Raw genomic sequence first — 22,229 nt, forward strand, 5'->3', positions numbered from 1 at the left:
AAACACTCCAACGAACTTAGAAAAAAGGGAGGTTCAGTAATACAGAACGCTTTAGATTCAATAAATGTTCCACCGGTCGAGACGAAAGAGATCGTTGTGCTGGAAACGCCACAAAAGGCCATTATCGAGTATCTGCTCGACAACCCTGTTGATGTGGTCATTATGGGTCGAACGGGGAAATCAGCGGTCGAACGACTTCTTCTCGGGAGTGTCTCTGACCGCGTCATAAAACTGGCAGATACCCCAGTCATGGTGGTAAAATAGGTCGGATTTAAACAATGATCATACAAGAGCGGCGTCAGGTCGAACTACTAAGACATCTGCTGGTGCTTCATTCACGATATACTTTGAAACGCTTCCAAGGAACTTTTCTTTCGCTGAATCAGCACCCGTTGATCCAACAACGATCAAATCGATGTTGTTTTCATCCACATGGGTTTCAATTACTGTTCGAGGAACTCCCCGCTCAATCACCGTTTCAACAGCGATTCCATGATCTTGACCGTGGTCATCTACAACTTCGACGGCTCTACTCCCAGTTCGCTTCTCTTCGGAAAACTTTTGCTCAGGAGTCTTTCTCGTAGGTTCGTCGCGTGTTTTCTCCATAACATACAGTGCGTGCATCGTTGCCTCATACTGATCTGCTATCTTGGTAGCCTTCATAGATGCACGTTCTGCATTCTCACTGCCGTCCGTCGGAATAAGAATCCTGTCGTACATAGGTAGACTACCGCTATACGGACGTAAAACGGTGGGCCCTGAAATGATAGCAAACTATATCCCACCACTTCAAAACCTATTTCAAGATAGGTGGTGAAATACTTTTACTCGGATAGGATTGCCATTTCCGTTTGCACATCTATCTTACTCGAATGATTTTGTATACGGGTTGTATCGCTGACCACAATCCTCACAGTAATAATGGGAGATACGCCACCCTCCACCTGTGGTGAATATCGCCTTGAAAGAACCAACAGTACCACAATTCGGACACCGAGTTGGCGGATCAAACATGATATTGGCCCATGCGTTTATTTTTCGAATATTGAATATCCGTTTTCTGAAAGCGTACCATGAACTTGTTCTTCATATTCTGGGGGGATCTCTCCACGAGGTTTAACTCTCCCTTGATGCGGGTCTACAACCTCAAGTTCAATAGTTTCAGTAGAAATCTCTCCAGATTCATCTAATCCTACAATTTCGACGAGTCATCCGTCCCCAAATTTATGCATGGTAGTGGATTTCACCTCTCTCATAAGATAGAGTTCCACGGCTACAGAGTTAAAGACCACAAATGGAGTGTTGCTTTGACCATATCTGAGCAGAATTCTCATTCGCAACTCAGCTATTCCGCCTGGACATAGATTTATTGAGTTTCAGGCCGATGATAACGCACTTCACCGTCGGTAATACTAATGCTGTACCAACCAACAACTTTGGAGTCACATTCCCATTTGAGTGTCTCAGATTCTTTCTCGGTTACGAATCCTCTGTATGCAGCAGGCGAATTTTGACAGTACCCGGAGAGAACGATAGCTGCTCCGGTAACTGGTTACCCTGTACTTCTCACTCCACTCATTCAGTGTCGAGGTTCTATACTCGTCGGTAGCGGTCAGTCATCACCTGCTGTCTTGTGAAGCGGTTCGCAGTTGCCACTCGGGTTTCACCCTAAATGTGTCGGGCTTCTCAACGGGAGCAGCATGACTTTGGTTCGTTGCCGACGACATGGGCCGTGAGAGGCGATTAACCAGTTCTTTGCGTACGTCCTGGCGGGGAAGCGTCTGCTTGTGCCAGCCGAGTCGTTCGTCGTAATGCTGCTTCGTGAACATCTGGCCGGTCGCATCGGCTGCGATGTACTGTGTCTTTTTGACACCCCAGATGTTCGAGGAGCGATACTCGCCGCCGACGTCCTCGTGCGTCAACTCGACGAGGACACATTCGACGAACGTGATGATCGGTTTCCTGCTTCGACCGTTTGGAACTGAAAGATGGAGATCGGACCAGAGCGGTACAGATGTATTTGAACGGGCTAGTTCTCGATCGATACCACGGTCTCGTTGGTGATGTTGCTTGGAAGTCATCTGTTGTTCCGGGGCAGTTTGAGAGCCTCGTCACCCCCTTCCGGGGTGATAAACACTATGTCGTGGCTTCAGCGGTCCTCAGAACGACTTCCGAACAACCGTTTTGTCCGGCTCCACGCGGACGCACTCTCGGGTGCTTCATCGGCCTCGTCGGTATTGGCGGCTTGCGCTTTGTTGGTGCGTCTTTTCTCGCGATCGCGATCTGCACGTGCAGCTTTGAGGTCCTCGAGCTTTGTTTCGAGTTGGTCGATGCGTTCGTTCTTCCGTTTGAGTGTTGCCTCGAGTTCGTCAACACGGTCAGTCAACAGGCGGTTCTTTTCAGCTAAATACGCGTGATTTCGACTCGATTCGTTACGGCCGGTATTCGAAGACGCCTCACTTGTTGTGAGGGAGGTCTGAGTAGCCTCGCCTCCGGAGTCTGGGTCGTAGAACTCCGACGTATTCGCAATCGCTCGCTCGAGAGTCTTCTCACCATACGTCGATCCATCCGCATAGTGGATCTCATCCCACTTCTCTCGAAGAAGGCTGGACTGCCGGAAGAGTTGATCCATCTGTGCCTTGTCACCGCCGGTCCAGAAGGCCAGCAGATAACACAGTGCCATATCGGCTTCTGACTGGCTCTCGTATCCAGCTGTATTCCCGTTCCAGAGTCGCTTGAACTTCGATCCATTCGAGGCGTTTTGAGCTTTCTCGAGAAGTGCCTCATTCTCGAGGTCGACGTTAGCTGTACCATTTGTCTCTGAGTGATCGTCAGCAGTGCCCTGGCGTTCGGATTTGACTGCCGCATCACTGTTGGTGTCCTGGACGTACTCGCGGTGGATCGCCACGAGCGCGTCCTGCCGGCGCGCTACCCGATCGGGGGTCTCCTCGACATGGTCACTAGTGACGGTGAAAAAGCGTGCGGTGTCGTACAGTTCGATACTTCCGCGACGGTTGCGTCCCTCTGGGAGTTCTCCACTGATGAGCACGTGGTAGCCAGTTCCGGACGGCGACACTTCCGTGTAGGAGTCGAGTCGGTCGATAATGTCCCGTGCCGTATCGTCGACGTCGGCAGTCTCCGGGTCGCGGCAGTCATCCAGATCGACGCCAACGATCGGATCCTCGTCAGTAAAGACGAACCCCACGCCATCGGCGTTCTCCGTTTCGGTGAACTCGAGCGCTGATTCAAGATCGGTCCACGTCTCCGGGTCCGTCGACGATGCGAACTCACCCGTCTCCGGTGTCACTGGTATCTTCGTGGATTTTCCATCTCGCTTTTCTTCCCGCCAGCACACCCACTGCTCGCGCTCTCGCAAGCTAGCTGGCAGTGCTGCGCTGTCGATTGAGATCTCTGAATCTCTCATTGATACCTCCGAAGATCACCGACTGAAGCCATCGAATAAACTATATCAGAACATCGATACAATTGCTGGCAACCGATATACTGTCCAATCCGTCTGCCCGTGCAGCGTTCTGCAGGTGCAACCCAGTGTATACTAGTTGGTTTTGGACGGTGATTTTGCGTGGACAGCACTCTCGTCATGCGATTATGCGTGGACAGTCCTGTCCGTGGAGTTTCCTTGGATGGCCAGTCTGCGTGGACAGGTGATGTAAATCCGAGATACTGCCTGTGTGAGTGCCTATCTCGGGGAGTATTGCGGATTGAATGCCATCGAGAGAGAAGACCTGCTAAGGCGCTATCACAGTATTTCATACATCCGATATATACTCTTGATCGAGTAATGTGCGTCCCTCTTGTGTCAGGGTGAGTCCGATGTAGAACAGGACACGGTCGCCGTCTACTCTGGACCGATCGGTCTCGAGGTCGATTACGTTCCGCAACTTCCGCGTGAACCAGCCCTTGTTTGTCCCATCGATACCGTGCTGATCAGTCCAGTTGGAGTACGCCTGAAACAGATCATCCTGTGGAACTTTGGTTCCCTCAACTTGCCTGACGTACATCGCTGTAAACGCTTCAACGCCGTCGCCACTCGGATCGACATTCAGTGTCTCGTCTGTTGCCGGAGAATCAGATCCTGACGGAGTCTCCTCACCGGAGCTATACGTCGAAATATCGGATTGGCCTGGGTCAGCAGAAGCACTGGGCCATAGCTCTTCGTAGTCGGGGGTTTCAGACAGCGTATGCGTCTCTCTACGGTGGAAGATCAGAGGACTGCCAACTTGCGGTACAATCAGCACGATGTAGCTATCGCGCGAAACGTCTGCATCTGGCAGCTCAACCTCGGGGATGAACGGTCGCTTGATCGGCACCCAATCCCCTTCGAAGTTGTCTTTTGAATCATAGACGTGGGTCTCTCCAGCTTGGTAGAGGGTGTACTGGCCGGTTTCTCGGTCATAGCTGTAGTAGGCCGGAACGGCGTCTTTCGAGAGTGCCCCCTCGTCTGGAATACGAACGAACTCTGTCTCTCCGTCTGAAAGAACGCGGTTGCCAGTATCTCGCGTCCAGACCGTGCGATTTGACTCGGATGTGCGTGGCCGAACAGCGGTTACGCCACCGTGAACCGTCGCTCCACCACCGAACATCACGATCTCATCGCAATTGTAGAACTGCTCAGTGCCGTCAGCCCGCTCTTGCAGTGGCGGTGAGAGGATGTTTTCGACCCGCGTGGCCCACTGTGTGTCAGAATCACCAGGTCGAACGACGAAGATGGGAATGCGGTCGGCCTCGTGCGCTCGTTTGAGGTTCTGCAAGACTTTCGCGGGCCGGTCAGGTGTCGTCGTCTCAGCCTCGATGTTGAAGACGACGTCGTGATCTGGGTGGGTCGCGGTGGCGTCAGGTTGCTCGCTTCCATCCTGCTCGAGAACATCGACACTGAATCCGCGCTCAGTGAGTGCCGTCTCGGTATCTATGAGTACTGCATCGTGACTCGTTCCCCCTGCTGATCCGACAGCGCCAGTCTCAGGCTGTACCGTTGTCTCTCCTTCGTCGGTGAGGCGAGTAACGATGTCGTCGTTCTTCAACTCGACTTCGATCAATCGTGACGCTTCACGCACGTCCGGAAAATCTTCGTACGCATAGTCAATGTCGAGCTGGCTGTTCTCGAGGCGTGCTGAGAGTTCCTCATCGACGGCGATGACATCCACCCAGCCGTTTTCTGCCCGCACGCCATCCCGAATTTGGACCGCACGAATCGCCTCCGCCATCGTCTCATCCAGTATTTTCGTCGGGTTAGCTGCCTCGTTAGAGTCACTGTAGATGAGGTTCTGAAGAATCTCAGCGTCGGTTAGCGGGGTCGTTCCGTAGCGGTCCAAACTCTGCTCGATAATGTCGTCGACCGCATCAGCTGACCGAAGCGGTGGATACGGCGGAAACGAGTTGAGGAGGACGGGTTCGGAGTACCGACCGCCGTCGAGGGGCAGTTTCGTCCAGGCTTGGTATTGATCCGTCGAAATGAGATCCTCTGCTGTGTAGTCCCGGAACCGCTTCATCAAGAGCTGGGCGTCGTCTACGTCGTTCACTGAGAAGGCGATGAGGTTGTCACAATTGTTCTGCATCGCTTTGAGCGTGTCTTCGTCAAACTGCGATGGATACTGGGAGGCGAGCGTCACGGAGAGGCGCATCGACCGAGCACGGGCGAGCATGGACTCGATATCGAGGTTGTCACTGGCGATGTCGTCGAACTCGTCACAGAGGACGAAGTAGGGTTCCGGATCGGTATTGTGCTCGTACGACCGTTGTTGAATTGCACTCCAGAGGTTTCGCATCACACCGAGTGTGATCATCTTCTTGATATCCGTATTCTCGACCGGCGTACGGACGATAACGATTCGGTCGTTATCGATGATCTCGCGGAAGTCGATCGTACTCTCTCGATGGGAGATGATTCGTCGAATGACCGAATTTTCGACCCACGATTTGATCCGTTTCAGGAGTGGCCGTACTGTCTCGTCTTCCATTCGCGCGATTTCGAGACAGAACTCGCGTACATAGGGATCGTCGATGTCGAGGGCGAACTCTTCGCGTCGCTCGGCGTTCAACAGCGTGAAGTACATATCGATCACCGAGAACGGCTTTTCGGACTGCATCATCGCTCGACCCATCGATTCGGTGATCGACTCCATGTTGATGCCCCAGTACTCGTCCGTATCGAAGATCGCTTTCAGGTTCTCGATACGATTCTCGATCTCGTTTTCACGCTCTTCCTCAGTCTCGCACTCGGGTACCTCGAGGAAGTTCAGCCCGACCGTCTTGTCGTGCTCAGATGAGCCGGGTTCGATCCAGACGACGTCGTCCAGACGGTCATCGGGAAGCTTCCGCAGGAGTTCGCGAGAGTCGCGGCCCTTGGGATCGAAGTAGACGAAGCCGTAGCCAGTGTACGCCCACTGGACCATCATATTCAGCAATTGCGTGGTTTTCCCGTAGCCGGTGGTCCCTGTAATCCAGATGTGCCGAAACAGTGATTCGAAGCGAAGCGGTGCTTCGCGAAACCCACGTTGCGCATCCTCGTCGTAGCCGATCCAGAGTGGCGCAGATGAGGTATCGACACCCGATTCGAACATCTCGCGGACGTGCGACCCCGCGACAGTGCCTTCACTGGCCGTTTCGGTGATGACGGGCTTGCCACCGATGCGGACGGTGTCTCGTTCAAGGATATCGTACGTTGTACCGAGTCGGGACTGAACGCCTGGGTTAGTCTTGGATGTCGCGTCCGCTTCAGTCTCAGTGCTCGCATCCGAATTGGAACTGGGAGTCGGGTGCGGATCCTTGTCCCTTATCGATTCATCCGAGCCAGCATCCGTATCCGTATGAGATGACTGGTTGGAGTCGTCACGACCGAAAAATCGTTCAAACATTATCCTGCCCTCCCTGTTCGGTTTGTTGCTTCTCGGGCCTGTCACTCGCCATGGGTTGCTCGTACTGGGCGGCGTCGGCAGGGATACGATCGCCGCGCTGGGTGTACCGCCAGTCGATATTCGGTGTCTCGATCTCGCTGTTCGGGATGTGTGCGACGCCAGCGAGTTCGTCGACAGTCATGATCATGCGGCGGTTGATCCATTCACGGGTAGCCATTCTGTCGACGTGCTGGCGCAGCTGCCTCGCACGCTTGCCTTCCTTCCGATGCCACACCGGCGTATCATCGAGACCCTGCTCGGTGATGGCATTGTAGTACTTTCTGAACATCCCTGCGACCCCGCGGGCGCGGGCTTCGGCTTCGTCTTTGTTCGATGAAATTGCGACGACACGGATGTTGACGTGGAACGCCTGTTCGCCGCGTTGCTGCTCGATGGTTTTCGCCGCTTGCTTGTCCTTCTCGCTCGCTGGTCGCGTACGCGGATTGAACCAACCGACCGACGCCCCCTGGCGGAGGGCGTGAGCCAGGTCATCGATGCTGTTATGCTTGAACCGATCGCCATCCGTCCAGGATTGCTTTGCTGGTCGAAAGACGACCTGTGTAACGACCTTGCTATCGTCAAGCGAGAGCATCTCACTCGTTATCTCGCCGTATGGGTCCGTCTCCCACCCCTCGCTATTGTGGTGACGAATCGGATAATAGGGGATCTTCTCCATCTCCAGCCATGCGCCGGCGACGTACTCCTTGGGCTCGATGATGGGGAAGGCAGCCCCGTTTTCAACGGGGAACACCTCGCTGTTGGCGTAGTTATTCCCGACTCGACGGCGAAATTTGTCGGCGGCCGCCTCGGTCGCGGCGTGCATATAGAACTTGATCTTGCCCTCGTCAAACCAGACCTCGAAGGTGTGGTGGTCACTCGTGTTCTTCCCTCGGAAGTTCGTCGTCACGTCGTGGACCGACTGAAGCAGTCCGGCGCCGTCGACGACTCCCTGATTCTCTTTGAAGGGACGGATCTGAAGGAGCGTCCCCGGAGCGGTCTCTGGTTGCTGGACGAACGCTTCTTGCTCGTTGAACGAGAGTTGTGTCGCCTCGTATTGCGGCGATGGGCGAAGAACCTCACTGATGCGACCCAGTTTAGGCATGGTCCTGATTCTCCGCTTTCTGTGAGGTCGTATCGAGCTCGGCATCGGATTCACCACCGTCGGCTCGTACACGCGCTTCGTCAGGGTTCTTCTCGAGCGCGTGTTCAACGATCGCATCGAGAATCTCTCCTCTCGTGAGGCCGTCTTCGAGAAGATAACTTGCTTCGTCTTCAGTAAGATCGAAGCGAGTTGTGAGCGCGTTTCGTTGTGCCTCAGTTTCGACGAAGTCCTCGAACGCGAGCAGTTCCCCTGGTTCGTCACTAATCGCCTGCTGGATGAATGTCCGATCGTCGGGTTCGTAGTCAATGACACGCTTTTCGAAGTCGTCGGCGACGACGTGTAGTGGATACGTGCCGTGTTCTTCGACACGGACGAGCGACTGACTGTATCCGAGATCTTCCTTCCCTGCATCAGCCCGCCGAACGTACCGACGTTGTTCCTCTGTGAGGCCGATTTTGTCAGCTGTCTCGTCATCCAGATCGGGCAGTTTGTGAAAGACCTTGATCGGACACATCCCGATGATCTTCTCGGCCTGCTCGGTCTCATAGAACTCCTGAGCCGTCTGGGAGAGCAACACCATTCGGAGACCAGCATGGCGCTGGTGACGAAACGCCGTCTCGAGGAAGTCGAGGTTGGCCTGGTCTTCGAAGAGGTAGTGGGCCTCGTCGATCGCGAGCTCGACGTTTCGATGTGTGTTTTTCGCCTGCTGATACACCGTCGAGAGCAGTAGTTGCATCAGGAACGTCTGGCGGTCGATCCCTGATGCACTGCCCTCGATCTGTCCGAGATCGATGTAGACGACCTTGTTATCGCCCTCAAGGATGTCGATCTCAGAGCGGTGGGAGAGGTTTTCGTAGGAACCGCCCTCACGGAACGGTTGGAACGCAATTGCGAGTTCATCTGCATACTGTGCCGCACGCTCGCAAGCAGACTCGGATTCCGCGATGTTGTGGTCGGCTGGGTTCTCGGCGATGTCAGAGAGGATGCGGTGGATATCTTGCATCGTCGGCGAGTTTGCAGAGGTGTGCGTTGAGACGTCGTCCTCGACGATCCCTGCTTGCCGATAGGCCTCGTCGATGACGTACGAGAGGACACCTGTTTCAGCGCCAAGTTCGATATCACGAGCATTGAGGAAGTTCTCGAGCACGGCGTAGACCTCGTCTTTCTTCGCCGACAGAGGCGAGATACTGTCACTGGACTCGAGGACGTGTTGGGGCGTCTCGCGAATTTCGAGCGGATTCAGTTTCGTATCGCCGCCGACGGTGATCGTCTTCGCATTCAAGGCGTCCGCAATTCCTCGGAAGCCACCGACTGGGTCGACGAGAACGAGCATCGTGTCGTTACGCCGCTTCATCATTCGGAGATGGCGCATAATATCGCCGAACGTCTTCCCGGCACCGGGCATCCCGACGACGAGTTCGCTGTGACCCGTCTCGAGCGACCACGGGTTGATTCGGACGGGTGAGCCGTTATGACCGTGATAGCCGTACTCGATTCCGCCATCCATCATTAGGTAATTCGACGAGAAAGGAAACATGGCGCCGATCGCCTGGTTCGTCAGCGTCGACATCCGATCGCGACCGAGTTCGTTCATCCCAAGTGGCGACACAGTCGCGAGTCCTCGTTCCTGCCATCGACTCGCGACTTTGAGGGTACAGTTCGCTGGCGCGTCTTTGATGATTGATCGCAGGCGGGTCGTCTGGTTGTCGAGTTCTTGCTTCGACTCCGCCGTAAGGCGGATGAATACGCCGCCTCGGTAGAACGATGCCTTATTCGCGCGGACGAGCGACCGCATGTACTTCGCCTGGTCGATGTCTTCCTGGAGATCCTCAGATTTGAGGCTGTTCGAATCGTGCTGGTTGATCTTCAAATCCGAAATCCAGTCGGCCATCATGTCTTGGGCCGACTGACTGTCGAACGGATCCAGATGGATGCTAAGATCCGTCTGAAGCTCTGTCTCGAGTAACAGCCGCTCGAAGAGTCCGCTTGAGGGTTCTTCAGGAAACTGCTCGATCCAGAAGGTTCGGGCGTACGTCTCGTCGTTGATCACGGCACAGGTCGTCTCCCAGTCAACCGTCGACGGAGCGATGACCGATTGGTGCATCGTCGATGTGTCGTCGAGACGGGCATCAGCGGAAACAGCCGTCTCCGCATCAGTCTCGGGCTTCTCATTGTCCTCGTCCTCGAAATCTTCGATTGAAAACGTCCACTCCTTGTCCTCTGAGTCCTCGCGGTCGGCCCTGGCCTCGAGAACGTCTTCGGGATCAGGAGTTGCCGGAACACCATCGCTGATTCCGTGTGCGACAACGGGGAACGTGCCAATCGCCTCCGTGATATCGCTGTATTCTTCAGGCTGACACGACCAGTACTCTTTCGTGATGCGAGCGAGGTCGTACGCGTCGACCGGAGTAATCGAGCACCGATACAGTGACGAACCGTTCCGACGGATCTGAGCGAGACGCGACTCGAGTTGTTCTTCTTTGAGCCGATCAAGTTCATCGTCACTGGGATCCTCAGACTGGAAGCGTTTGAAGAGACTTCCGACAACAGGCACATCTGCGAGATACGCGAGCACACTATCACCGGTCTCGTCGAACTGCCCGACGTCACCGTCGGTCACAGGGGTGATGACGTAATACTCCCGTACTGTTGTCGTCTCGGAGTCTATCTCATCGCTATCGTTCGTGTTTTCGGAGAGGTACTCTTCGAGGAGGCGTTTCAGGACCGGACGCGACCGGACATCGGAATCACGAAGCCGGTGTTGATGCGCGCGGACGACGCCGTCGTGATCGACCTCCCGACTCGTGATGTATATCTTCACAGGGAAGTCGATGGTCGAGTTGACGAATTCCGAGAGCGACTGGACGGCTTTCGCCCAGGCATCATCATCCTCGAGGGCCATATTCGCTGGCTCGACTTTCATCGCACCGACGAGGGCACCGTCAGTTCGCTCGATACCATGGGGATACACCCGATCTACACGGGTCAGATACCGGACTTCACTGTTGTCCTCGCCGCCGTGAGTGTACTCTTTGTTCTTGATCGTCCAGCTGAGACGAGCGACGAGCCACTCAGTGAGCCAGAGATACTCTGGCTTCACTTTGTGAAGCAAGAACAGAAGTCCCGTGACCATGAGCCCAAATCCGAGTGTCGGGATAGTCAGTGCTGCCGGAACGAATGTCGCTGCAACGATTGTGACGAACGCCACCGTGAGGAACAACATGAGTTCGCCGATCGTGTAGCCACGAAAGAACGCTGTTGTGCCACCCAGTGACTGATGGATTTTCCGCGCGCTATACTCGCTATCCGTTGTATTCGTACTCATGAGTTACCACCGTGAGACCTTTCGTTTCGTGTTTTTGAATCCGCGCTTCGCTCGAGACGACGTCTTCCGGCTGACCTGTCGAGCATCTTCTTTGGCCTTATCGCGCATTCGGCCTGTCTTCGACTTCCGAAGGTTGTTGTACTGCCCAGCGTGATTTTTCGTCGAGCGGGCTGACTTGCCGATCTTATATGCGTTCGAACTCCCGCTTCCGAGCGTCGTCTGTCCGCTGTTCGTTATCGCTCCATAGGAGTTCTCAGCGTATCCGCGATGGACGTTTCGGGCACCGAGAACGGATTTTCCAGAGGCGCGTTTGGCCTTCGTCGCAGCCGATTTAGCCGCGGCTGGGTTCGTTGCATAGACGCCTCTCTGTGCGAGCGTCCGCATCGCCGGACTGCTCCAGTAGACCGTCATGAGCATCGCGATAATCGCTGCGGGAATCAACGTCAGCCCGAGGAATAACGCGAAGAGCCCCGCAACGGACGCTTCGAGCCCACCGATTTCCCACCCAAAGCGAAAGAGAACCGCTGGCGGGAGCCCGGCAAGCACGAGCCCCGGATAGATCCCGGCAGCTCGACGTGCCATGTTCGCCGCTGGGCTAATCGGCCAGACATCCATCGCCCATAAGACGCCTAATAACGGCATGAGCGGCGTCAGAACGCAAATCGCGATCCAACGAAGGGCGACAATAAATCCTGCAACGACCAAGAAGAAATTCGTCACGACAACCATCGCGAGAATTGCGAACATTCCTCCGAGCGAGGACTGAATGAGACCGCCAAGTCCTGCCGACATATCGTCGATCGGCGCGATCGTCATTCCTATCGCGTCGACGAACTGCAGCGGTATCGACACCAGTGGGAACCAGACGAAGGTCCCCATAAATACGAGTCCCATGCGTCGCAGGAGGCGTTTTCGTCGGTACTCACTCATCGAACTCGTCCGAAGGCCGATGAACGCAAACGCGATGATCAACAGCATGATCGTCAATGGCATGATATACGCCAGGTACACGTCCTGATACAGACTATCCCATGGCGCGTTATCCGGAGTACCGACGACCATATATCGCGAGTCCGATTCTGGTGCTGGAACGCCGACAATCGGTGCCAACAGGGCCTCGTAGATGTCATTTACAAGCTCGAGAAGCGCCTCGGTAATGCTCTCGATGACGCTCTCAATCGCGTCTTCAACTTCTTCTTTCAGCCATCCCATTCAACTCGCGCCTCCATCGGATGTCGACTCGTCTGAGCTACCATCGATGATGGTGAGTTTACATGACTGGTCTCCACCGTACTCAATTTGCTGAGTATACGACGGATCTGGGCCCACCTGAACGACGGCAGTTACGGTCATCGGTTCCGTTTCGAGTTCTTCACAGTCGAGTGACTGAATTGCATCTTCAGTTGTATACACTGATCCTGCGGAGTAGACGGTCGTCTCTCCCGGCGGTAAGCGCGTCTCATGGTAGTATGATTGCGACTCCTTAGATTGCAACTGGGCAACCGGAGCCCCCGTCCACTCGAGTTCAGTGAGTAACGAGGGTATGGTCCCTGTGTTCTCGATAACGACTGCCGCATATTCGTCCCACGTAGACGAGTCCGTCTCCCAGTCCATGTCGGGATTCTCTGCCGCCCACAGCACATCCGTGATCGTACAGTTTGCTTCGAGGGAAACCGTCGTCGTCTCGAGCTGCTCGTCATCCTCGTCGAGAGCGACTACCTCGTATTCTCCAGAGGAGAAGGCATCATCATACCGTCCAAGAATTTCGAACGATGTCCGGGTCTCGCCACCTTCGAGGCGCTGTTGATCATACAGCTCTCCATCCGGATCGATGAGGTTGACAAACTCGACTGAAGCATCGTCAGCGATCTCGACCTCAAGGTCTTCCTCGCCCATCTCGACGTCAGTGAAGACGTCACTATTCTCAACATCAGTGCCGTCCGTACTGTTGTCCTCTGGATCTGAGGATGATCCCGTTAGACAACCAGCAAGCGCGGCTGTGCCGAGTCCGACGCTGGTGAGAACTGATCGGCGGGCGATACGATTGTCGTGGGTATGAGTGTCTTCTGTCATTGTTGATTTGTGAGTCCGAGGAAATCGCCCCCGGACAAGTAGTCGAATCCGTACACGGCCGCGGTAACTGGCACGAACCAGAGGAGCGTCACGAGGACCAACTGGACGATCGCCTGAAACTCGGGGAAGTTCGCGGGTGTCTGCGCTCGATCCTCTGATGGAGAGTACAGTTGGCCCGCATGCCACCATTCTTCGGGGATGTACTGTCCCTGTACAAGCAATGCCGGAGCTTCAACCTCAAGAACAGCCATTCCACTGGCGTTCACGGTAGCTGATTGATTGCCGATTTCAACCTCTCCAGTGGGGACTGGATCGCCGGTCGCATTCTCCGTGACCTCAGCTTGGACAACAGCTCGCGTCGAGTTCGCCTCGAGGACTGTCAACTCGAGAGATGTCTCGCGTACGGTTCTCGCTTCAGAGAGCGACAGCGTATGTGACTGGCCGCGAACGACGCCGTCGACGGTCACCTCGTCAAATACATCCACCGGGAGTGTCTCCGAGTGCATGGCGACTGACGTCGCACTCACATAGGTCTCAGCGGGAGTGATGTCGATCGCCTCGGGAAGGTCAGGTCCGTCCCGCTGGGAGCCCCATGCTTCCTCGATGACGAGCGGTGGCTCTGCATCATCTGTCGCGCTACTCGGCACATCCGGCTGATCCTGATAGGGAACAGCGTGGACTTGCGCAGGTCGGACGGACGAATTCGCTCGTGAGGTGTTCGTTTCCGTGCTTGTGGCCATCGTGTGCCAGCCCGTCTTCCCCGCGGAGTAGAACCACCAGTTCCCGCGAACACGAGCGTTGTCGTCAACCTCCATCGCCGACCAGGCCGTATCCGGATGAACAGCAGCACCGACACGATCGTCGTCAGCCTCGAAGTCGATCTGCTGTCCAGATCCGTCATCGAGCTGATTGACGGTCGTTTGCTGTGATTCCGTCACCGTCATTAATTCAGGGTGGTGCGTGACGGTCTCGTTCCACGACCCCTCGCAAATATCCGCGACAGCGTCGTAATCGTCACAGACCTGTACCTCCTGGCGAAGCTGAACGGAGATATCGACCTCTACGGTGAGCGTCGGGTCCCCAGAGAGTTCGCTGTACTCGAGCGTCGATTGGTGGCCGTCACCGGAGTCGATTGTCTGGCCATCAGCGAAGAGTTCGACCCGGTCAATCTCTGTCTCGGCGACCGACCATTCTTCACGGATCGATCCGTTGTCATCATTGTCTGGAATCCGGACCCGATAATCACTGAGCACGAGTACCTTGCCATCAGGTGCGATGTAGTGCGTTGACTCATTCCCAGAATGCAGTACGGTCGATGGCTGTATCGCGAAGATGCTCACGTGTGCATCCTGGATATAGAGCCCGTCTTCGAGTTCTGCACTCTCTGGATAGACCGAAGTCCGCTCATCACCAGGGGAGAAATCCTGAAAATCGCCGCTGTTCCAGACTTCAACATCTTCTGGAGGCTCCTCGAAGAGGATATCAGTCGATTGGGCGAGTCCAGAAGCGAACTCCTCTTGAGATGAGACGTTGTCGTCGTCGAAATCGTCGATCGACAAGTTTCCATCGTCAATACCTTCCGACCAAAGCAGTGGGAACGTGGTCTCGTTCACGCCATAGTCGGGTCCGTCATCGGGAATGGCTACACTCGAGTTCGGGGCCGACTGATTGGATTGATCGGACGAATTGGTTCCCTCTGTCAGGCCGATCAGTGCACTACTCGCGAGGAGAAGGACAATGACGACGGCTATCGAGCGGGAGGTGGTCATGGATTTAGAACGGCTTGACGCAGTCCGAGAAGCCGAAGCCCATCTGACTGCCGATGTTATCGATCAACTCGGGTGAGATGAGCGCAAGCACGATAATTCCGAATCCAATACCCGACATCACGAGCTGCTGTTTCGCATTGTTCTTTTTCTCGGGGTTGCCACCAGCACGCATGTACGAGAGACCGGATCGGACGAGATAGAAGGCTGTTGCAGGGAGTCCAAGACCAGCAATGGCACCGAAGACGATGGAAATACCGGTCTCGACACCGGTGCCGCAGTACACATCGCCAACATTGCTTTGTGCCGCAGCTGGACTCACTGCAACAAGTAACACTGTGAGGCCGATCGCGAGCGAGAAAATCTGTGGTGGAACACGGGCAATAGGCGGCTGTACTCGTAGTTTCGTTTTACGAGACTCAGTGGTCTTCTCGTAGATATCGAGGTGTTCATCGGACGGTTCGGTCGCCTTGGGCGGTGAACGATTACTCATGGGAAACTGAGTCGATCCTGGATGTGTCGAGGCTGTCTTCGAGATCCTCGAGGCACGAAGTTTGGTTGATCAGCTCGTCGAGGTCACGTTCTTCGTCGCTGAGCGCTTCCTCGACGAGTGCAACGAGTCTGTCGCGCTCGATGTCACGATACGTCATCTGTTCGGCGAGTGCTTCGCGGAATAATCCAGATGCATTGATACCGGTCGCCCAGCTGAGGAACAGGGCGTCGGCAGGCATGACCGATATCGTCGTAGTGGTAGTTCGCTTTCCCATTCTCCTACTCACCCATCAATCGCCGACTGCGGACACTTGAGAGAAGAGCCTCAGCGTGTGGAACCCCGATCATAGAGTGATCGTTCCGCTTAGGGTTTTGAGGAAACAGCTTCGCTATGACTCGGACGCTGATTCGAAGGTGTTCATCGCTGCCGTCAGCAATTCGAGTGAAGGGGAGCGAGGGTATTTCTCGAGCAATCCGGGCATAAATTCTCTTTGTTGAGGGTTCTGCCACTGGTTCTCACCAAGCGATAGCTCTCGAAGAAGGGGCATATTTTCACTGGCGTTCACACGTCAATATGTGTGTAATACATAACGTTATTTGATTAAAGAGAACTGGTACTGTTGAAATCATATAGCCCTAACATGTTTTCGGTAGCCGTGTTGTGTAGCCGCTCAGGAGAAGGATTTGAAGAATCAGTGAACGCTCACCTAGCGCTCCTTTAGAGGGTTTAACTCCGTGGTCGTAGGAATCCAACCATGGAAGAGATAACATCTACTACTTTGCACCAATTTGGACCGGGATTACTCGTCGAAATCATTGGAGTGGACGAACGAGGAGACATTGCAGCCGAAACAATCGAATTTGAGATGCTTGAATTAGAGAGCAAAGTAGTAACCCCACGCGAAGAGATACCTTCTAAGTATGAAAATCAGATTCGTGCCACGCTTTCTGAACATGGATATTCGATATCCGATAAATAACTACTAACGCAGTTCCTTATGTTTAAACAGCCAGTTCAATGCCCGCAGTGCAATGCTCGAAACTCATTCCAACCGATGTTCACCACCGGCGGTGGCTGGCGAATTTCTCACTATTACTGTGAACAATGCGGTCAGCAGTATAATCCATATACTGACTCTTACCAGTGAGCGGCTTTTCAGACAGTATTTGATCTCTTCATTACTGAATCGAATCCAAGGTCCTCCAGGGTCTCCAGTTCGGAGAGATGTTCTTGTCGTAAGCGCTCTCGGTCCGTTGAGCCAGTAATGACTTGAAACACATGCTCATTTAGCTGTCCTGATGCGAGGAGATCGGGGACAGTAACGTAGAGCGCGCCTTTCTCGAGAAGTGACTTTGCTTCCGAGAGGTCTGAGGATCGAAGAATCACATCGGCACTATCACTACGATCGAGAATTCGACTCGAAACGCGTCCCTGATCAATCGTCGAAATAACCAGCCTCGCTTCTTGTATACGGGCTTTCTCCCACGTGTACTGGTGCATCGCATCACTGAATACGTAGTTTTCGCACTGCGATTCTAGCTCACCAAGTAGTGTTGGATCATTCTCAATAACAACATAAGGATGCCCGTGAGTTTCGCAGTAGTTTACAATACGACGGCCTTGGCGTCCGAACCCAACAATGATCACGTGCTCTCGAACCGTTTTGTCAACGTGGCTTTGGGAATCAATTTTGTTTGACTGCGACCCACCAAGAATGCCACTGAGTAGCGACTGATACAATTGTTCGTCATGGCGACGTGTGTATGCCGATGTAATCATTGTCGCAGCCGCAGCCAGAATTATTGCATCGAATAATGTCGGCGTGATTCGCCCAACAATTAGTGCCTGAATAGCGATGATGAGCGTGAATTCGCTTACCTGATCAAGGCCAAAACTCGTCAAGGAAGCCGTTCGAGTATCGTACCCTTCCCAGAGTAACGTGAGGAGTGTGACTGCGGGTTTAAGGACCGCTGTAAGAACGACCAGCACGAAGGCAGTGCTCACTACAGGTAACGAGGGAGTCGAGACTAAGGCTCCGAGCGTTACGAAAAAGATCGCAACGAAAAAGTCCTTGATCGATTCGATCCCGTTCAGCATATCTGGATTCTCGGTGAAATCAGCTTTGATCGCAAGTCCAGCTGCGAATGCGCCGATGACACTGGAGATCCCGACGTATTCTGCGGCAGCGAGGAAACAGATGAGGATAGAAATACTGGCCATCAACATGAGTTCCTGAGAGTTCCCTGCGAAGCGAGACAGTTGACCAAAGATGTGCCGCTGGATAATGACCGCTCCGACGAGTAATATGACGCCGTAACCGAGGTTCGCCGCGATAGCATCGCTGGAAAAGACACCAACGCTCAACACCAGAATAAATATGATCGCAAGGATATCCTGGACGAGATGCATCGACTGGGCGAGCCGCCCATAAACAAGGTTATTCCGGATCTCTGATTGGAGAAGACCAGCGCCGACAATCGTCGAGCTGAGTGCAGCAGCAATTGCGAAATACACCGCATTGAGCGTGTCAAAGCCCAAGAGAGTGGCGCACAAGAACCCAAACGCACCCATCACGCTGAGTTGGACGGCAGATGTCACTTCACTGTCTCGGAAAACAGTTTGTACTGTATCAAGTCGTACCCCTACACCGAACACGAAGACGAGGAAGGCGATTCCCCATTGAGCGAGTTCAAGCAATGACGCCTCGTCTATTACTGTTCCAGTGAGGATTCCCGCGAGGATGAAGAACGGAACAGGAGACAGCGAGAACTGATTAGCGATAATGAGGAAAACCCCCGCCGTGATGAAAATAACGGCAAGTGTGGTCAGTAAATCAACCATCCACATCACCTCGGACATCAGCGTCTGCGTCAAATGACGTCTCAGACGGGCGTTCGACCGCTTCCTGATTGATTTGCCGAACGTCGTCCCTGATAGCCCGAACGAGGTCCTGTTGATCGTCGAAATACTGATCTAAATATTCGATCATTTGATCTGCCATCATGTGAGTGCTCATAATGACGTAATCCGCGCCCGCCTCGTACAGTCGGCGTGCGTCTTCGATGTACTCTGCCTCAACAAATACAGTGGTGTCCGAACTAACCTCGCTAAGAAGTCGCTCATTGATCTCTGGTTGTACGGTAGAACTCAATACGAACGCCGCCTGTTTGAGCTGAGCAGCTTTGCGAATTTCACCGTGTTTGAAATCACCATAGATGACGTCGTACTCACTGTGGTCCTTGAGTTCTTCAACGTGAGCGGTCTTCCTGTCGATGAGTACGACCTGTCCGAACTGTTCTTTTAGCGTTGGTAATGCACGTTCGGTGATTTTGTCGTATCCGATCACGACTGCGTGATCTCGATATTCTTCGAGGTCTACGTCACCTTTTTCTTCGCTGTCAAACCGGCTAAACCACGGCTCAGCTCGCTGGTAGATTTGCTTGTTGTAGTTGATGATATATGTCGAGATGCTCATCGTGAGAATCGCCATGAGACTGAGATAGCCGAGAATGGCGGTATCGATAAACCCTTGAGCGACACCAATTGCGCCAACAACAAGTGAGAACTCGCTCACCTGGATCATATTAATCGATCCGAGAAACGAGGTTTCGACGCTGAAGTTCTCTCGGTCAATCAAGTAGAACATGATCCAGAAGTTTCCAATCATCAGAACGAGAGAGGCGATAACTGCTTCCACCCAGTACGTAAGGAGATCGTCAGCAGCGAGACGAAGCCCAATACTGGCGAAGAACACGAGGATGAAGAAATCCGTGACAGGACTGACCCGCTCTTCGAGTTCCTTGCTGTACGGAAGTTGAGCGAGACTGATCCCAGCGAGGAACGCACCGACTTCGAGTGAGAGATTGAACTGCTCTGAGATAGCGATGAAGAAGAACGCCCATGCGATCCCAATAATGAAGAAGATGTCTTTGTTGTCTGCAATCCGTCGGAACAGCTGCGGGAGGATATAGCGGGACGAAGCGATCGAGAAGATGGCAATGAACGACATCATGAACAGGATCGTCACAATTGTTGTTGCGATCTCAGTGGGATTGCCGAGTGATTCGGCGCTCAGAAGTGCAAGGACAATTACAAGGTAGATGTCTTGCACAATGAGGACACCAACGTCGATTTTCCCGGGGAGTTCCGTGATCTCATCTTTATCGGACAGGATCTTCACGATGATCGGCGTGGCCCCGAAGACCGTCGCAAGAGCGATAATGATGGTCTCAACAAGTCCGAACCCGAGGAGATAGGCGACGGCAAATGCGAGAGCGGTTTGGAGAACTGTCTGCCAGACCGCAATATTGACGATTGGACGGAGGATGTCTCTGACATCATCAAACCGCATTTTGATGCCAAGTAGGAACAAGAGAAATCCCAAACCGAGCTCAGCCATCAGTTCAACGAGTCCCTCCTCGGTGACCAAGTCAAGGAAGACTGGCCCGAGAATCAGGCCAGTCAGGATATAAGCGATGATCGTTGGTTGCCCGGTCTGTCGGGCGATGAAACCAACGATGGTTGCAACTACGATGATGATTGCGAAGTCTGCTGCAAAAGCGATCTCAGTAACCATTAGGTGTCTGGGAGAGTAATCAATATTTCCGATCAATTCGTGCTGTAGAGCAACTGTTCAAGCGAATCTTGTTCGTCAGATGAACCGATGGCTACGAGTTTATCTCCAGCATGAAACGTAGTGTTCGGATCAGGATTCGAGATTACGTCGTCACCTCTAATGATTGCGCTGATAGTAACGCCTGTTCGTGAGCGAAGTTCTGCTTCTCCGAGCGTTTGCCCTAAAATGGGACTCTCATTGGTGAGTGTCCACCATTCTATTATGATATCCTCACTTAGCTGAGCCTCAGTTGAGTCTGTACGGATAGGCTGGAAGTACGCTCCTTCGAGAATCGTTCCCATGACTCTGGCTTCATGATCTGAAAGGTCCATGATTTTTTCTCCATCAGTATCAGGGGAATCTTTTCGGTAGACCTCTCTCCGCCCATTATTATGGATGATAATAACGTAAATCTCACTCTCATCCAACTTAATCTCGAATTTTCTCCCAATACCGCGGAGATCACCCTCATAAATTTCCATATTTCCACTTCCACGCCCAAGTACATAATGGTGGTGAAAAACCATTCAATCAAATAACTAATAGATAGTGTTGGAATCATTCTCACCGCTGTTCGAGTGGTCAGCGCTGTCACTCATAGCTGATAGAAGAAACCATGTTAGGTTGGCACATCTACGTAACGGCTGTTTCAGGCAAAAATACATCTGCAGAATGGGGTTTCAACATAGACAGGGAACTCTATACGCAGTTTGGATTGTCGATAAAAGAAGCGTTTGAAGGCTTCTATGATCTTATTGGTTCTAGCTCAGAAGCAGGTTGAGCTCGTTCACGATACGAGTCGTACAGATTGATCCCCCATTCAACGAGCTGTTCATTAGAACTGACGATCATCGCGATATGCTTTCCACTACCGGATTCATTGTACGCTGCAATAGCGACCTTCCGAGAATCGTAGATCCCAATACCGAGCGTATGCGCATCATCAAGGACTAGCGGCCGGTAGTTGCTATACCCCGAACTGCTGACCACATACTGGGTTTGTGGATTTTCGGCGGCTTCGACGTAGGTCGGCAAATCAAGAATAGCCTCGGATTCAATGCCGAGTTCGAGCAGCCCTCGATAGGCGTGAAACAGGATTGGATTGAAAATAGAGCAGAATCCCCGAAAGCGACTCGTTTTTCGGTCATAGAGCTTGAGAGCTGTCCAAAGCACTGATGAGGGGTGAGTGGGGTTGGAGATGATCAACTCAGCATCGGCCAACTCTTGAATGGGGAAGGTTGCATCTTCTGGCGGGAGGCGCTGTAGCCAAGGCGCTTTTGCTATGAGCTGCTCAACCGATGTTATTAGATCGACATAGGCATTCAAAGCGTGACTTCCAGCTGACGTGATCCGGTGTGGTCCCCCGTCATCCAGACTCCAGCCATACTTCACGAAACCCTTGAGGGTACGCCCGATTGTAGGCCGTGAGGGGGAACTACTTACTGCCGATTGTAGCTCACTTGGCCGATATGGTTGTCGCTCGAGCTCCTGTAAAATGCCGAATGGATGTTCGGAGCGAGTCAGGAATGATAGCTCCTCGACTGAGACCGTTTGAAGACAGCTCTCGATAACGTCAAGCAGCAACAGTCCTCCAGCGGTCGGCTCAATCCCCGCATTATGGCTATTGACGAATCCGCGATCTCGAAGCACTGCAAGATGATTCGAGACAGCTTGCCGGGAAATATCGGCCTGTTGTGCAATATTGATCTGTGCTATGGGACTTGAGAGTTCGCTCAGGGCTCGTAAGACATCGAGACGCGCCGAGTCGACTGTTTCATTGATAACGCTACGAACACAGAGCTTTTCGTCTGTGAGAGGGTTCTTCACTCGGCGTATATTCACTGTCACAGTCGTGACCTCTATGATGGATTTTTCTACTCGTCTCTTTAGCATAATAGTTATTCAATTTTATTGATCATCAGAGAAAAACGAGGTGGCCTA

At 53.3% G+C, this 22,229-nt stretch carries 17 protein-coding genes; 2 read left to right on the top strand and 15 right to left on the bottom strand.

The features are described 5' to 3' along the window. Positions 1-39 precede the first annotated feature (39 nt). Positions 40-264 (top strand): universal stress protein, encoded by a 225-nt coding sequence (locus tag SM755_RS24610; protein ID WP_369335286.1) that lies wholly within the window; start codon positions 40-42, stop codon positions 262-264. A gap of 18 nt (positions 265-282) precedes the next feature. Here SM755_RS24610 and SM755_RS22960 read toward each other — a convergent pair whose 3' ends face one another. From SM755_RS22960 to SM755_RS23010, 11 genes are all read right to left on the bottom strand, one after another. Beyond that, complete coding sequence (locus tag SM755_RS22960; protein ID WP_323174737.1) at positions 283-720, bottom strand: universal stress protein; 438 nt, start codon at positions 718-720, stop codon at positions 283-285. Between the two features lie 899 nt (positions 721-1,619). Further along, positions 1,620-1,922: a hypothetical protein gene (locus tag SM755_RS22965; protein ID WP_323174738.1), complete on the bottom strand. Its 303-nt coding sequence runs from the start codon at positions 1,920-1,922 to the stop codon at positions 1,620-1,622. Positions 1,923-2,149: 227 nt separating this feature from the next. Then, positions 2,150-3,424 carry a hypothetical protein gene (locus tag SM755_RS22970; RefSeq protein WP_323174739.1) on the bottom strand — a complete coding sequence of 425 codons (1,275 nt, stop codon included), beginning with the start codon at positions 3,422-3,424 and terminating at the stop codon, positions 2,150-2,152. 346 nt (positions 3,425-3,770) lie between these two features. Then, positions 3,771-6,875, bottom strand: a complete 3,105-nt coding sequence (locus SM755_RS22975) for a type IV secretory system conjugative DNA transfer family protein (protein ID WP_323174740.1) — start codon at positions 6,873-6,875, stop codon at positions 3,771-3,773. Beyond that, positions 6,868-8,016, bottom strand: a complete 1,149-nt coding sequence (locus SM755_RS22980) for a hypothetical protein (RefSeq protein WP_323174741.1) — start codon at positions 8,014-8,016, stop codon at positions 6,868-6,870. Before SM755_RS22980 ends, SM755_RS22975 begins: the two co-directional genes overlap by 8 nt. Next, positions 8,009-11,341, bottom strand: coding sequence for a conjugal transfer protein (locus SM755_RS22985; RefSeq protein ID WP_323174742.1), 3,333 nt, complete (start codon positions 11,339-11,341; stop codon positions 8,009-8,011). Before SM755_RS22985 ends, SM755_RS22980 begins: the two co-directional genes overlap by 8 nt. Positions 11,342-11,344: 3 nt before the next feature. Then, the gene (locus SM755_RS22990) at positions 11,345-12,553 is read right to left on the bottom strand and encodes a hypothetical protein (protein WP_323174743.1); all 1,209 of its coding nucleotides are present in this window, start codon (positions 12,551-12,553) and stop codon (positions 11,345-11,347) included. After that, positions 12,554-13,237, bottom strand: coding sequence for a hypothetical protein (locus tag SM755_RS22995; protein WP_323174744.1), 684 nt, complete (start codon positions 13,235-13,237; stop codon positions 12,554-12,556). It abuts the gene before it with no gap. A gap of 173 nt (positions 13,238-13,410) precedes the next feature. Next, positions 13,411-14,973, bottom strand: coding sequence for a hypothetical protein (locus tag SM755_RS23000; protein WP_323174745.1), 1,563 nt, complete (start codon positions 14,971-14,973; stop codon positions 13,411-13,413). 214 nt (positions 14,974-15,187) lie between these two features. After that, positions 15,188-15,673, bottom strand: coding sequence for a pilin (locus SM755_RS23005; RefSeq protein WP_323174746.1), 486 nt, complete (start codon positions 15,671-15,673; stop codon positions 15,188-15,190). Further along, positions 15,666-15,947: a hypothetical protein gene (locus SM755_RS23010; RefSeq protein WP_323174747.1), complete on the bottom strand. Its 282-nt coding sequence runs from the start codon at positions 15,945-15,947 to the stop codon at positions 15,666-15,668. The genes SM755_RS23005 and SM755_RS23010 overlap by 8 nt, the downstream gene beginning before the upstream one ends. Before the next feature lie 480 nt (positions 15,948-16,427). On the opposite strand from SM755_RS23010, the gene SM755_RS23015 reads away from it, so the two are divergent. Further along, positions 16,428-16,652, top strand: coding sequence for a hypothetical protein (locus tag SM755_RS23015; protein ID WP_323174748.1), 225 nt, complete (start codon positions 16,428-16,430; stop codon positions 16,650-16,652). A 176-nt stretch (positions 16,653-16,828) separates the two neighbouring features. Here the strand turns inward: SM755_RS23015 and SM755_RS23020 are convergent, their stop codons facing one another. From SM755_RS23020 to SM755_RS23035, 4 genes are all read right to left on the bottom strand, one after another. Then, a complete protein-coding gene (locus SM755_RS23020) occupies positions 16,829-18,532 on the bottom strand; it encodes a cation:proton antiporter (RefSeq protein ID WP_323174749.1) in 1,704 nt (567 codons plus the stop codon). Then, positions 18,507-20,249, bottom strand: coding sequence for a cation:proton antiporter (locus SM755_RS23025; RefSeq protein WP_323174750.1), 1,743 nt, complete (start codon positions 20,247-20,249; stop codon positions 18,507-18,509). The genes SM755_RS23020 and SM755_RS23025 overlap by 26 nt, the downstream gene beginning before the upstream one ends. A gap of 32 nt (positions 20,250-20,281) precedes the next feature. Then, a complete protein-coding gene (locus SM755_RS23030) occupies positions 20,282-20,770 on the bottom strand; it encodes a TrkA C-terminal domain-containing protein (protein ID WP_323174751.1) in 489 nt (162 codons plus the stop codon). A gap of 262 nt (positions 20,771-21,032) precedes the next feature. Further along, on the bottom strand, positions 21,033-22,115 hold the full coding sequence (locus SM755_RS23035) for an ArsR family transcriptional regulator (RefSeq protein WP_323174752.1): 1,083 nt from the start codon (positions 22,113-22,115) through the stop codon (positions 21,033-21,035). Positions 22,116-22,229 lie beyond the last annotated feature (114 nt).

This window comes from Natrialba sp. PRR66 (assembly GCF_034808065.1).
GTDB classification, from domain to species: Archaea; Halobacteriota; Halobacteria; order Halobacteriales; family Natrialbaceae; genus Natrialba; species Natrialba aegyptia.